Annotated in this window: 18 protein-coding genes; 1 reads left to right on the top strand and 17 read right to left on the bottom strand. The window is 56.9% G+C overall.

Annotated elements, in window-relative coordinates; all coding sequences use genetic code 11:
• Nucleotides 1-2 precede the first annotated feature (2 nt).
• Complete coding sequence (yjdP, locus tag E4Z61_RS15155; protein ID WP_135323492.1) at nt 3-332, top strand: DDRRRQL repeat protein YjdP; 330 nt, start codon at nt 3-5, stop codon at nt 330-332.
• Nucleotides 333-359: 27 nt separating this feature from the next.
• Here the strand turns inward: yjdP and cbrB are convergent, their stop codons facing one another.
• From cbrB to E4Z61_RS15070, 17 genes are all read right to left on the bottom strand, one after another.
• Nucleotides 360-800, bottom strand: coding sequence for an inner membrane protein CbrB (cbrB, locus tag E4Z61_RS15150; RefSeq protein WP_135323491.1), 441 nt, complete (start codon nt 798-800; stop codon nt 360-362).
• 69 nt (nt 801-869) lie between these two features.
• Complete coding sequence (gene phnP, locus E4Z61_RS15145) at nt 870-1,628, bottom strand: phosphonate metabolism protein PhnP (protein ID WP_135323490.1); 759 nt, start codon at nt 1,626-1,628, stop codon at nt 870-872.
• Nucleotides 1,629-1,637: 9 nt separating this feature from the next.
• A complete protein-coding gene (gene phnO, locus E4Z61_RS15140) occupies nt 1,638-2,072 on the bottom strand; it encodes an aminoalkylphosphonate N-acetyltransferase (RefSeq protein WP_135323489.1) in 435 nt (144 codons plus the stop codon).
• Nucleotides 2,059-2,613 (bottom strand): ribose 1,5-bisphosphokinase, encoded by a 555-nt coding sequence (gene phnN / locus E4Z61_RS15135; RefSeq protein WP_135323488.1) that lies wholly within the window; start codon nt 2,611-2,613, stop codon nt 2,059-2,061. The genes phnO and phnN overlap by 14 nt, the downstream gene beginning before the upstream one ends.
• A 2-nt stretch (nt 2,614-2,615) precedes the next feature.
• Complete coding sequence (gene phnM, locus E4Z61_RS15130) at nt 2,616-3,752, bottom strand: alpha-D-ribose 1-methylphosphonate 5-triphosphate diphosphatase (RefSeq protein WP_135323487.1); 1,137 nt, start codon at nt 3,750-3,752, stop codon at nt 2,616-2,618.
• Nucleotides 3,749-4,429: a phosphonate C-P lyase system protein PhnL gene (gene phnL, locus E4Z61_RS15125; protein WP_135323486.1), complete on the bottom strand. Its 681-nt coding sequence runs from the start codon at nt 4,427-4,429 to the stop codon at nt 3,749-3,751. The genes phnM and phnL overlap by 4 nt, the downstream gene beginning before the upstream one ends.
• A 9-nt stretch (nt 4,430-4,438) precedes the next feature.
• Nucleotides 4,439-5,197, bottom strand: a complete 759-nt coding sequence (gene phnK / locus E4Z61_RS15120) for a phosphonate C-P lyase system protein PhnK (RefSeq protein ID WP_135323485.1) — start codon at nt 5,195-5,197, stop codon at nt 4,439-4,441.
• Nucleotides 5,194-5,985 (bottom strand): alpha-D-ribose 1-methylphosphonate 5-phosphate C-P-lyase PhnJ, encoded by a 792-nt coding sequence (gene phnJ, locus E4Z61_RS15115; protein ID WP_240703882.1) that lies wholly within the window; start codon nt 5,983-5,985, stop codon nt 5,194-5,196. The genes phnK and phnJ overlap by 4 nt, the downstream gene beginning before the upstream one ends.
• Before the next feature lie 46 nt (nt 5,986-6,031).
• Nucleotides 6,032-7,099 carry a carbon-phosphorus lyase complex subunit gene (locus E4Z61_RS15110; RefSeq protein WP_135323483.1) on the bottom strand — a complete coding sequence of 356 codons (1,068 nt, stop codon included), beginning with the start codon at nt 7,097-7,099 and terminating at the stop codon, nt 6,032-6,034.
• Complete coding sequence (gene phnH, locus E4Z61_RS15105; protein ID WP_135323482.1) at nt 7,099-7,683, bottom strand: phosphonate C-P lyase system protein PhnH; 585 nt, start codon at nt 7,681-7,683, stop codon at nt 7,099-7,101. Before phnH ends, E4Z61_RS15110 begins: the two co-directional genes overlap by 1 nt.
• Nucleotides 7,680-8,132 carry a phosphonate C-P lyase system protein PhnG gene (gene phnG, locus E4Z61_RS15100; RefSeq protein WP_135323481.1) on the bottom strand — a complete coding sequence of 151 codons (453 nt, stop codon included), beginning with the start codon at nt 8,130-8,132 and terminating at the stop codon, nt 7,680-7,682. Before phnG ends, phnH begins: the two co-directional genes overlap by 4 nt.
• Complete coding sequence (gene phnF / locus E4Z61_RS15095) at nt 8,133-8,858, bottom strand: phosphonate metabolism transcriptional regulator PhnF (protein ID WP_135324949.1); 726 nt, start codon at nt 8,856-8,858, stop codon at nt 8,133-8,135.
• A 20-nt stretch (nt 8,859-8,878) separates the two neighbouring features.
• Complete coding sequence (gene phnE, locus E4Z61_RS15090) at nt 8,879-9,658, bottom strand: phosphonate ABC transporter, permease protein PhnE (protein ID WP_135323480.1); 780 nt, start codon at nt 9,656-9,658, stop codon at nt 8,879-8,881.
• Nucleotides 9,659-9,711: 53 nt separating this feature from the next.
• Nucleotides 9,712-10,728, bottom strand: a complete 1,017-nt coding sequence (gene phnD / locus E4Z61_RS15085; protein ID WP_135323479.1) for a phosphonate ABC transporter substrate-binding protein — start codon at nt 10,726-10,728, stop codon at nt 9,712-9,714.
• Nucleotides 10,729-10,793: 65 nt separating this feature from the next.
• Nucleotides 10,794-11,582, bottom strand: coding sequence for a phosphonate ABC transporter ATP-binding protein (phnC, locus tag E4Z61_RS15080; protein ID WP_135323478.1), 789 nt, complete (start codon nt 11,580-11,582; stop codon nt 10,794-10,796).
• 132 nt (nt 11,583-11,714) lie between these two features.
• Complete coding sequence (yjdN, locus tag E4Z61_RS15075) at nt 11,715-12,164, bottom strand: VOC family metalloprotein YjdN (protein ID WP_135323477.1); 450 nt, start codon at nt 12,162-12,164, stop codon at nt 11,715-11,717.
• A 91-nt stretch (nt 12,165-12,255) separates the two neighbouring features.
• Nucleotides 12,256-12,591 carry a zinc ribbon domain-containing protein YjdM gene (locus E4Z61_RS15070; RefSeq protein ID WP_096758651.1) on the bottom strand — a complete coding sequence of 112 codons (336 nt, stop codon included), beginning with the start codon at nt 12,589-12,591 and terminating at the stop codon, nt 12,256-12,258.
• Nucleotides 12,592-13,127: the final 536 nt, after the last annotated feature.

Below are 13,127 nucleotides of genomic sequence, written 5' to 3'. Positions count from 1 at the left end.
TGATGAAACGCTCCCCGATGCTCTTTTTGTTTAGTTTGCTGATGCTGCCCACCGTTTCGGCGCATGCGGATATTATTGATGACGCCATCGGCAATATTCAACGTGCCGTCAGCGATGCCTATAAGCCTGATAATAATCGGGATTACGATGACTCGCGTGATGAAAGCTGGCAGCGACAGATGAGTGATGATCGCCGCAGGCAATATAATGATCGCCGCCGCCAGTTTGAAGACCGTCGTCGTCAGTTAGACGATCGCCAGCGCCAGCTCGATCAGGAACGGCGTCAGCTTGAAGATGATGAGCGCAGAATGGAATACGATTACGATCGTTAACGCCCTATTCACCTTTTTTCGCGACGATCATTTCTGTTTCCCCTTTCCGGGAAGAGCAGGGGCCAGCCAGCTCAATATACCGCCGGCAAACAGGCCTGCGACAACCACCAGCCACATAAAATTGTGGTTGAAGAGACTGCGCACCGTTAAGCCATGTGGCATAAATTCATACAGTAGCGCGATAGTGCCGCCAATCGTGCTACCGGCAAGAGCACGTAGCCAGCGGCAAAGGTAGATCCCGACGGGCAGATTGGCGACGATGATGCCCGTCAGTAGCGCGGGAATCGCACCGATTATCCATGTCAGCGTAATAAACAGCGAAAACATGTGCAGAATGTCGGCCAGCAGGCGCATGGCTGAATCAGACGTTATGCACATCAGACCGATAATGGTTAACAGCATGCCGATAAACGGCCCCAGCAGCGTGAACCAACTGGCGTGGTGGATGATACGTCGTGTTCGGGTCATGCGATTCCCTTCAAATTGAACAATGTGCAGGGAGCATAGGCCTGGAGTGTGAAGCGCGCGTGAAGTGGGCTAATCCAGCACAATCTCCATCCCGTCATATCCGGCTTCAATGCCTGCTGGTAGAGGATTGTCCATCATCCACGCGTCGAACTGATGGCTGATGTGCGTCAGGATCACCCGTGGACAGCGGATCACCTCGTTCAACGCGATGACGGTATTTAAATCGCAGTGATTGCGTGGCGGTTGTGCGCGTGGAGCATGGCTGCAGTCGATAATAATTACCTGTGGCTGATTATTGTGGAGAAATTTCAGCGTCTTATCGGGCAGCCCGGCGGTATCCGACAACCACGCTACGCGGCTGTGTGCGGTCTCCAGCAGATAACCAAATGTCAGCTTTGAGTGGTTGAGCGGCAATGGAGTAACCTGTAAGCCCTGGAGATCAAAGACCACAAACGGTTCGACGGTATGACTAAAATCGAGAATGCCGGGATGCTTAAACAGATCGTCACAGCCTTGTGCATCCGGCGGCCCGTATACCGGGATGGTTTTCCCCACGCCCCAGCGTAGAGGAAACAGTCCTTGCACATGATCCATATGGTAATGGGTGAGCAGAAACTGACGGAAGCTGCCAGCGGGCCAGTCGTCCATCAGATGCGGGATCCCCGCGTCGAGCAGCGTCACCGTATTGTTGAATTTGACCACACCGCTACAGGGGCGGCGACGGTATTGCGGCTGTAAACGCGCCCGTTGGCAGGCGGGGCAGTCACAGCCAAAAACCGGCACCAGTTGCGCACCGCCGGTGCCCGTCAGCGTGATGGTCAGACTCATAACATCCCCTTACAACAGCTTGGTGAAGCGAAAATGGCTCTGTGAATAGCCTTCGCGCAGATAAAAACGGTGCGCGTCGTGGCGTTGAATACTGGTGGAAAGCTCGGTCATTTCTGCGCCCGCTTCACGTGCCGTCTCTTCGGCCCAGGTCAGTAACTGGCTGCCCACTTTTAGCCCGCGTGCCTGTGGCATCACCACCAGTTCCTGGATCTCGCCGATCCAGTTAGCGTGGTGCAGGTGAAACTGCAGATGCAGTCCAATCATTCCGACGACCAGCCCGTCGAGCAGCGCCAGCTGGTAGCTCATGTTGTGATCCTGCAGATTGGCCGCATACCCAGCGCTAAAGGCCTGGAGGTCAAATTTTCCCTGCTTCAGTTCACAGACCAGCGCGTAAACCGCATCGACATCGTAAAGCGTTGCGCGGCGTAATTCACAGACAGACATGTTTCTTCTCCTTGCGTCCCATCAGTGTGAGTAATGTATCGACTGACTGTAGCAAACTTCCATCATTATTAAGCGTGTGACAGTCAAACGGCGCGTAGCGGGCGGCGCGTTCGAGGCGGGCGGCGATTTCCGTTTCGCTCTCGCGTCCGCGCACCTGCAGGCGCTGGCGTAAAATGTCTGGAGACACCTGGAGGCAGATGGGGAGCAGGGAGGCGCCATAGCGTGATTGCGCCTGAGGCAGATGGGCGCGGGAGCCGTTCACCACCACGTCAAACCCGGCGTGCAGCCAGAGGTCAATCTCTACGCCGACGCCGTAGTACAAGCCATTGGCATGCCAGCTCAGTGCCAGCAGGTTTTGCCCGGCACGGGTAAAAAATTCCTGTTCACTGAGGGCGATGTGGTTTTCATTCCCGGCGTTGGCCGCTCGGGTGATGTAGCGATGTGCCACCAGTAGTTGCGCCTGTTCCTGTTGGCGAAGCTCTGCCAGCAGGCTGTCCTTACCGGAGCCGGATGGCCCCATCAGCCAGATCAGTTTTCCCATAGTCAGAACACCCTTTTTCCCTGACGCCAGACGTGATCGATATGAATGTGATCGCCTTTGCGGTGCGCCAGCACCAGATCCGCGCGTTTCCCTTCGGCGATGACGCCACGATCGTCGAGATTCAGCGCCCGTGCCGGGTTGCCGGTGACCAGGCGAATTGCCTGTGGCAGCGTGAAGCGGTTGGCGCTGTCGTCCGCTACGCGAAACGCCGCGTCGAGCAGGCTGGCCGGGTAGTAATCGGAAGAGAGGATATCCAGCAGCCCCAGTTCCGCCAGCTTATGCGCCGCCACATTGCCGGAGTGGGAGCCGCCGCGCACGATGTTTGGTGCGCCCATCAGCACGTTCATCCCGTGTTGGCGTGAGGCTTCTGCAGCTTCGAAAGTGGTGGGAAATTCGGCGATCACGCTGCCAAGTTGATGTGATTCGAGCACATGGTCATGGGTGGCGTCGTCGTGGCTTGCCAGTGCAATTCGGCGTTCGCGGCACATCTGTGCAATCGCCGTGCGGTTAGGCTGTGACCAGCGTGCCGCCAAGGCTAACTGTTCCTCTTCGTAACGGGCCATTTGTTCATCGGTGAGCGAATACTTGCCCTGATAATACTCACGGTATTTTTCGCGGTTAGCGAACTGGCGCTGGCCCGGTGAGTGGTCCATCAGTGAAACCAGTGTCACTGGCTCACGACCAACCAGCTTTTCAAACAGCGGCAGGGTGGTGTGATGCGGCAACTCACAGCGCAGATGCAGGCGGTGCTCGGCGCGGTTGACCCCACGCTTCTGAGTTTCTTCCACGGCGTTGATCATCTTTTCCAGATTTTCCAGGCGGTCGCCGCCGTCACGCACATCGCCAATCGCTACCGCATCCAGCACGGTGGTAATGCCGCTGGCGACCATAAGCGCGTCATGGCTGCTCATCGCTGAGTGGGCAGGCCAGTCGACCTTCGGGCGCGGGGTGAAGAATTTGTCGAGATTATCAGTATGCAGTTCGATAAGCCCCGGCAGCAGCCAGCCGCCTTCGCCGTCCAGCGCTTCTGGCAGACGGCTCTGACTTTCTGCAAAGGCGCGGATTATCCCGTCCTGTATTTCTAGCGATCCCTGCACCACATCGTCTTCCAGCACCAGCTTTACATTGTTGATAATCATGCTGTTGCTCCCATCAGATGCAAACGGTCCGCCACGCGCTCGCGCACGGTCTCATCGTGAAAAATACCGACAATCGCCGCGCCGCGTGCTTTCGCTTCTTCAATCAGCGCCACCACGGCATCGCTATTTTTGCTGTCCAGCGACGCGGTGGGTTCATCGAGCAGTAAAATCGGATAATCGACAATAAAGCCACGGGCAATGTTGACGCGCTGCTGCTCACCGCCGGAAAAGGTCGAAGGCGCGAGATGCCACAGCTGTTCTGGTACGTTCAGGCGTTCCAACAGGCGGGCTGCTTTGGTCGCGCACGCTTCGCGGGAAACGCCCAGGTCCAGCAGCGGCTGCATCACCACGTCCAGCGCCGAGACCCTGGGGATCACGCGCAGAAACTGGCTGACCCAGCCAATGGTCGAGCGGCGCACTTCCAGCACTTTGCGTGCCGGGGCTTGCACCAGGTCCACCCATTCATCGCTGTGGCGAATGTGGATGTGCCCTTCATCCGGCAGATAGTTGGCGTACAGCGAACGCAGCAGCGTTGATTTTCCGCTACCGGAGTGGCCGTGCAGCACCACGCATTCCCCGTTCTTCACTTCCAGGGTGGCGTTGTGGAGCACCGGCAGACGCACGCCGTTTTGCTGATGCAGCACAAAGGTTTTACTGACGTTTTCTACGCGAATCATTTGAGCCTCTTAGTTCTGCAGTACGGACGACACCAGCAATTGGGTGTACGGATGATGAGGATCGTCGAGCACGCGGTCGGTCAACCCACTTTCCACCACCTGACCTTGTTTCATTACCAGCAAACGGTCCGCCAGCAGACGCGCCACGCCCAAATCATGGGTGACAATCACTACCGCCAGATCCAGTTCCACCACCAGCCCGCGCAGCAGGTCCAGCAATTTGGCCTGTACGGAGACGTCCAGCCCGCCGGTGGGCTCGTCCATAAACACCAGTTTGGGATGGGTGACGAGGTTGCGGGCAATCTGTAAACGTTGCTGCATACCGCCGGAAAAGGTGGTCGGCAGGTCGTCGATGCGCGAGGAGGGAATTTCTACTTCCTCCAGCCAACGCTGGGCGGTGGCGCGGATATCGCCATAGTGGCGCGCGCCGGTGGCCATCAGGCGTTCACCGATATTACCGCCCGCCGAAACCTGACGGCGCAGGCCGTCCATCGGGTGCTGATGTACCACACCCCATTCGGTGCGTAGCAGGCGGCGACGGTCGGCTTCGCTCATGCCGTACAGCGAACGGTTCTGATACAAAATGTCGCCAGACTGCGGCGTCAGCCGTGAGGAGATCGACTTCAGTAGCGTGGTTTTGCCGGAGCCGGACTCGCCGACGATACCCAGCACTTCGCCAGGCCACAGGTCAAAAGAGACATCGCTGAAGCCTTTGCCCGGCGCGTAGAGATGGGTCAGGTTATTGACAGAAAGCAGCGGTTGCATCATTTGCTGAGGGCCTCGCTCTGTTGGCGGCAGTAGTCGGTGTCGGAGCAGACAAACATTCGTTTGCCGCTGTCATCGAGCACCACTTCGTCGAGATAACTGTGGGTTGAGCCGCAGATGGCGCAGGGCTCATCCCAGCTCTGCACGCTAAACGGGTGATCGTCGAAATCGAGGCTTTCGACTCGGGTATAGGGGGGGACGGCATAGATACGCTTTTCACGACCTGCGCCAAACAGTTGCAGGGCCGGCATCCTGTCCATCTTTGGGTTGTCGAATTTTGGGATAGGCGACGGGTCCATGACGTAGCGGCCATTGACCTTCACCGGATAGGCGTAAGTGGTGGCGATATGGCCGAAGCGGGCGATATCTTCATACAGTTTCACCTGCATGATGCCGTACTCTTCCAGCGCGTGCATGGTGCGGGTTTCCGTTTCACGCGGTTCGATAAAGCGCAGCGGCTCGGGGATCGGCACCTGAAAGATGATTATCTGATCTTCTGTTAGCGGCGTTTCCGGGATGCGATGTCGGGTCTGGATCAGCGTGGCATCTTCCGTGCGTTCGGTGGTGTTCACCCCGGTTACGTGCCTGAAAAAATTGCGGATCGACACGGCGTTGGTGGTGTCATCCGCGCCCTGGTCGATCACCTTCAGCACGTCCGGCTCACCAATTACGCTGGCGGTAAGCTGAATACCGCCGGTGCCCCAGCCGTAAGGCATTGGCATTTCACGTCCGCCAAATGGTACCTGATAGCCGGGGATCGCCACTGCTTTCAGAATTGCACGGCGGATCATGCGCTTGGTCTGCTCATCAAGATACGCGAAGTTGTAGCCGGAGAGATTAGCGGTCACGGGTGGCCTCCTGTTGCAGTCGTTTAAGCAGTTCCAGTTCGGCCTGGAAATCGACGTAATGGGGAAGTTTGAGGTGCGAAACAAAACCCGCCGCCTCGACGTTATCCGCATGCGCCAGCACGAATTCTTCGTCCTGCGCCGGTCCGGTGACCGTTTCATCGTAGTCAGGTGCCTGTAGGGCGCGGTCTACCAGCGCCATCGCCATCGCTTTACGTTCGCTCATGCCGAACACCAGCCCGTAGCCGCGGGTAAAATGAGGCGCTTCGTTCTCCGGTGCGACAAAACCGTTGACCATTTCACATTCGGTCATCAGCAGTTCGCCGACGTTCACCGCAAATCCCAGCTCTTCCGGTACCGTTTCTAGTGCCACATAGCCGCTGCGGATCTCTGCGGCAAACGGGTGATTGCGCCCGTAACCACGCTGGGTGGAGTAGGCCAGTGCCAGCAGATACCCTTCGTCGCCGCGCATCAGCTGTTGCAGGCGTGAAGCACGTGAACAGGGGTAAACCGGTGGCGTGCGGGTGATGTCGTCTGGCGTGGCACCATCATCCTCTTCACGCTTTGCCAGTCCCTGGTTGGCCAGCAGGGAAAAGACATGCGGGGAGGCGTCCTGCGCGCCGTCTTCGTTGCATAGGGGCGGCGTTTCGCCATTGGCCAGCAGGGTAAAATCCAGCAGGCGATGGGTGTAGTCATAGGTTGGACCCAACAGCTGCCCGCCGGGAATATCCTTGTAGACCGCCGAGATTCGGCGCTCAAGGCGCATTTCTGCGCTGTTAACCGGTTCACTGACCGCCACCTTTGCCAGCGTAGTGCGGTAGGCGCGGAGCAAAAAGATGGCTTCGACGTTATCGCCGCTGGCCTGCTTGAGCGCCAGCGCTGCCAGTTCACGGTCAGCAATACCGCCTTCGGTCATCACGCGATCGACTGCCAGGTTCATCTGCTGTTCGATTTGCGCCACGCTCAGTTCGGCAATGGTTTCATCGCCCCGGCGTCGGTTTTCCTGCAGGGCGTGGGCGTTGGCTATCGCCTTTTCGCCCCCTTTGACGGCAACGTACATCAGCACACCTCCACATGGGTGGTTCGCGGAATAGCCAGCAGGCGTTCGCCGCAGGTGAGGATCAGATCGACCCCCAGCGGGAACGGGTGCGGGCGTTCGGTGAGTTCATGAATCAGACATTCCGGTAGCTGTGGTGCGATCATGCGCTCTTCGGCGATACCAGCGCCTGTCAGACGCAACATGCGTCCACCGCTTAAGCCAGAGACTTGCACAATCAGCGTGGCGCTGGTTTCTGGTGCTACGGCGGAACCGGCAGAGAGGGCGTTAAGCTGATCGCTGCTGATGCGTTCATCGGCGACGGCAAAGGCTGCCAGCTGCGGCTGATCCACCAACGGCGCGTTGGTGTGAAAACGCAGGTTCTGCCGGGCGATATCGTTATCCATCGACGGCGCCAGCCAGACCGGCGTGTCGCCGTCGACCAGAGTCAGCAGCACGCTGGTGGTCGCCAGGCCCAGCGGCTGCCAGCCGTGTTTCAGTTGATGCAGAGCGACGATTACGCCCGGCTCACTCATGGCCTTCAGCAGGCGACGAAAGCTCTGCTGAGCATCCTGAACGGGTAAATTAAAAGCGGTTTGTAAGGTCATGCGTTATCTCCGCGTACCAGCGTGAAGAAGTCGACCCGGCTGGCGTTGACTTCGGCACGGCGTGCGCTAATCAGCGCATCGCGTTCCGCTTCCAGCGGGGCAATTAAGGTTTCCATTAGGCTCTGGAAATGCGTTTGTTCCTGCAGCAGCGCGTCAATCACCGCGCACTGCTCGGCATGCTGTTTGTTGCGTCCCAGCAGGTAGCTGTAACCCAGCGTGCCGCTCTTCAGGCGCACTACTGCACGGGTAAGCGTGGTGTCGCCGGCAAAGAAGCGGTTGCCGGTGCCGCCCATACGGGCCTGGATCTGCATCAGCCCGCTTTCGGGTGCGCGGATAAGTTCATAGTCCGGCGTCAATTTGAGCACGTTGATTCGCGTATTCAGGTCTTCGGCGTTGCTGTAAGCCAGCGCGCGCATCCAGCGCTGGCGGGTGGCGGTATCGAAATGCATTCAGTGCTCCATAGTGAATTCGATCATGTCGGCGCGGGTCAGGCTGACGGAGTATTCCGCCGCGTGCGCTTCGCCTTCACGGTGGTTCAGGGTGCGCACGCACAACAGCGGCGCCATATTGGGGATTTCCAGCACCTTGCTCTCTTTGGCCTGGGCGCGACGGGCGCTGATACGCGTCTGCGTGCGCTTGAGCATCAGACCCGACTGCTCGCGCAGATAGTCGTGCAGTGAACCGCTGTTAAAGCCCTGCAGCAGCGGCCAGAGGGTGAGGTCGGAAAAGTAGTGGTCGATAAGACACAGCGCGATGCCGTTTACCCGGCGCAGGGTGCGCAGGTGAATCACGTTATCGCCCTCGTTAATACTGAGCGCGTCGGCAATGTGGCGGGAGGCCGGGCGCAGCACCGCAAGCAGCTTTTCGCTGGTGGGATGGCTACCCTGGTCCAGCAGGTTCTGACTGAAACGCGCCTGGGCGTTGAGCGGGTAATCGAACGGGCGCATTAGCACCAGTACGCCGACGCCCTGGCGACGCTGTACCCAACCGCGCTCAACCAACTGGTCGATGGCGCGGCGCAGGGTGTGGCGGTTGACCTCATAGCGCGCGGCCAACTGATGCTCGGCGGGCAGATAGTCGCCGCAGCGATAATGTTGACGAAGCTCCTGCTCAAGTCTCGCGGCAATCTCCTGATAACGCGTCGGATAACTGGTCGGATGTGTAGACAAGTGCATAGCAATCAATGCCTCGCTCATCAGATAAAGTGCTTACGCAAACGCTGGGAGAGGAAATCCAGCAGGCTGACGGTGACGATGATTAACACCATCAGGGCGCAGGTTTGCTGGAACTGGAATCCGCGAATCGCCTCCCACAAGGTCACGCCAATGCCGCCTGCGCCGACCATCCCAACCACCGTGGCGGAGCGGACGTTGGACTCAAAGCGGTACAGCGAGTAGGAGATAAGTAGCGGCATGACCTGCGGCAGAACGCCGTAGAGGATCTCTTCAATCTTGTTGGCACCGGTGGCGCGAATGCCTTCGACCGGACCCGGCTCAATGGCTTCTACCGCTTCGGACAGCAGCTTGGAGAGCACCCCGGTGGTGTGGATAAACAGCGCCATCACCCCAGCGAACGGGCCGAGGCCAACGGCAACGACAAACAGCATGGCGAAGACCATTTCATTGATGGCGCGGCAGGCGTCCATCAGGCGACGCATTGGCTGGTAAATCCACCACGGAACGAGGTTATCGGCGCACATCAGGCCGAAAGGAATCGACAGCACTACGGCGAGGGCGGTCCCCCAGACGGCGATTTGCAACGTGACGGCCATTTCGCTGAGATAATCCTGCCACTGGCTGAAGTCTGGCGGGAAGAAGTCGGCGGCGAAGGTCGCCATATTGCCGGAGTCCTCGATCAGCGTGAGCGGGGCCATTTCGGCACCTTTCCACGACACGACCAGCACGGCGAGAAGGATGGCCCAGCTCAGCAGCGAGAACCAGCTACGCTTGGGTGGGGCGACGGTGATGGTTTGCATGTTTGGCTCCGTTGGTTTGGCCCCCTTTCCCCGCAGGAGAGAGGGGGAAAAGATCACTGCACGGCTTTAGTCACGCTGGTCATGGCACCCAGTGCGGCGGTCAGGCGGTCGAGATCATCAAGCTGCGCTTTCAGCGCGGAGGTTTTGCTGGTTTTCTCTTCTTCGTTCAGTCCCTTGTTGTCTTTCACGCCCTGCATCTCTTTAAACAGCGCCAGTTGACGAATCGGCACCAGTTGCAGGTCGCTGGACGCGCGGAACGGTGCCCAACCCAGGCGTTCTAGCGTGGCTTTCTCTTCCGGCGTTTTGCCGTAGTTCATGAAGAAGTCGTACACCTTATCCTTGGTGGTTTCAGAGAGATTTTTGCGCCAGACGATCGGATCGCCCGGGATCAGCGGCGACTTCCAGATCACCTTCAGGGCGTTCAGTTTGTCCGGTGCGGAGGTTTTCAGTTTGTCGAGGTTTTCGGTGTTGTTAGTCGCTACGTCCACCTGCTTGTTCGCGACGGCCAGGGCGTTGGTTTCGTGCCCGGCATTAACGGTGCGCTTGAAGTCGCTGGCAGAAATATTGTTTTTGGCAAAGACGTAGTAACCGGGGACGAGGTAGCCAGAGGTGGAGTTGGGATCGCCGTTGCCGAAAGTGAGATCCTTGCGTTTGGCGATCAGATCGTTCAGGTTGTTGATCGGACTGTCTTTGTTAACGATCAACACGCTCCAGTAACCTGGGGAGCCGTCGGCGGCGACGGTCTGGGCAAAGACCTGCCCGTTGGCGCGATCCACCGCTTCCATCGCCGAGAGGTTGCCGTACCAGGCGATATCAACTTTGTTAAAGCGCATTCCCTGGATGATCCCGGCGTAATCCGGGGCGAAGAAGGCATTCACTTTTACCCCCAACGACTTTTCCATGTCCTTCAGGAACGGTTCCCACTGCGGCTTCAGGTTTTGCTGTGATTCGGTCGAAATAATGCCAAAGTTCAGCGCTTTTTCCTGCTCTTCGGCATGCGCCGGGCTTAACAAGGTACTGATGCTGAACATGCTGGTGAACGCCAGCGCGGCAACGGCCTTATAGCTCATGTTTTTTCCTCAACGAGTCATTGTTCCAGGCTATTTCACTTGTCTGCCTGGTCCTTTCAGTTCAATTAAGCAGCCTGCGCGTTCTGTTCGACGCGGTTCATGCTGCGGTAGAGATGATCAAATCGATCGTTATCGAAGTGCTGGCTGCTGCCATCAAAGAAGACGTTCCCCTGGCGCAGCGCGACAATGCGTTCGCAATAGCGCAGGGCGTAATCCACCTGATGCAGCGTGACCACTACGGTGATGCCGTCGGTCTGGTTGATGTCGCGCAGGGTGTCCATCACGATGCGCGCGGATTCCGGGTCCAGCGAGGCAATTGGCTCGTCGGCGAGGATCACTTTGGCCTGCTGCATTAGCGCGCGGGCGATGGCGACGCGCTGCTGCTGTCCGCCGGAGAGCGTGGAAACGCGCTGATACGCAAAGTGCGCCATGCCAACGCGGGTCAGCGCCTGTAATGCGCGCTGCTTCTGTTCCTGGCTAAACCAGCTAAAGCAGGTGCGCCAGAACGGTGTGCTACCGAGCGCGCCAATCAGCACGTTCTCCAGTACGGTCAGGCGGTTCACCAGATTGAACTGCTGGAAGATGTAGCCAGTGTGGGCGCGGCTTTTGCGGATGTCGCGCGCCAGTCTGCCTTCGCGCTGCACCGTGCGGCCTAATAGCTCGACGTGGCTACCCGGTGATTTATCACCGGTAATCAAGCCGCTTAAATGACGTAAAAGGGTGGATTTGCCGGAGCCTGACGGCCCAAGCAGAGCCACCATCTCACCGGAGCAGATGTTCAGATCAACCGCATTCAGCGCCTGATGCTGATTGAAGGATTTGGCGAGTTTCTCGACGCGAATAACCGTTTGCATGATGCGGCCTCCCTAAAAAAGTGGCCCCATCGTGACGGAACAATGTGACGTTTTCGTTAAGGGATGGTTACTCGAAGATGAAGAGTTGAGCGATATTTGATGACAGTACGGGAGGACAAGCCTCCCGTGCAATTACTCAGTGGGGGGCTGCTGCTGTTTGACGACGTTGATCATCCACGGCACGCCGTACTGGTCGGTGACTTTACCGAAACCGTGCGCCCAGAAGGTTTCCTGCCAGTCCATTTCGATTTGGCCTTTTGCGGCCAGGTTATCAAACCAGCGCTTCCCTTCGCTGACGTCCTGCGTATCGAGTACCAGTGTGAAGCCAGAGTAGTGGGCTTTTCCCGTCGCGACGCCGTCGCTCATCATGATGTCGCTACCCGCAACGCGCAGATTGGCGTGGGCGATGGCGGTATCGGGGAATTTCATTGCGGAAGGGCAACCCTCTTCGCTGTCCTGCGCCGATTTGGGCATTTCACCGAAGTTGATTTTGTAGAGCAGTTCAGCGCCCAGCGTTTGTTGGTAGTACGCAATGGCGTCAGCGCAGTTGCCTGCGAAGGAGATGTAGGGACTTAACGGCATGATCTTTACCTCAGGTAAGAGAAGCCAGTTAAGTGTAGTTCGAAATTTGTACAGTATGCCCGGTAAGCGTAACGCCACCGGGCAATTTGAATCAGTTCTTTTTCACAAACTCGGATTTCAGTTTCATCGGGCCGAATCCATCAATCTTGCAATCGATGTTGTGGTCGCCTTCAACCAGACGGATGTTTTTTACTTTGGTCCCGATCTTCAGCATTGAAGAACTACCTTTAACCTTCAGATCTTTTACGACGGTTACGCTGTCGCCGTCGGCCAGCAGGTTGCCGTTGGCGTCTTTCACAATCAGTTCGTCGCTGTCATGAGCGGGTTCAGCATCGTTCCATTCGTGAGCGCATTCCGGGCAGATGAACATGCCGTTATCTTCGTAGGTGTATTCGGAGTTGCATTGTGGGCAGTGTGGTAATGACATGTGGATTTCCTCAAAAGTCAGCAGGGGCAAAAGCGCCCAAAAAATGGCAGATTGCCGAAAAAGGCCGCAATTATACATAAAATCCCTGCGGTTGTCGGGACTACTGTCCGATTCAACACACGGATATGGCGCAGATACCGGTAGCAATACCTGTACTTTCCTGACCTTGAAAGCCTGACTGATTATTTTTTAAGGTAAATTGCTACGCTTTGTTATTTAAGTTAAGGTGAGGCGAACCACCTGATATTCATAGGCAACATGGCTCTCAGTATGGCTTAATTATTGTGAGTGGATAACTCATTACCCCTTAATTTAGGTAGGGGAATTAAGCTGGCATTTTTTAAAACTGAACTACGCTGTTTATCTTCCTTACTTATTACAGTAAGGGAGAGGCATCAGGCCAGCGGTTATACAACAAATATTAATTTAATAATATCAATTGGTTGTTTTAATTTTAATTATTTCCACACGTAATTATAAAAGCCAAAAATCCATAAATAAAACGATTTGGCTAAATAAAAGTTAGGTTATTTGCG

Origin of the sequence: Citrobacter tructae (assembly GCF_004684345.1) — a bacterium.
GTDB classification, from domain to species: domain Bacteria; phylum Pseudomonadota; class Gammaproteobacteria; order Enterobacterales; family Enterobacteriaceae; genus Citrobacter; species Citrobacter tructae.
The sequence above is the reverse complement of the archived record's forward strand: the minus strand, read 5'-3'. Positions and strand labels throughout refer to the sequence as shown.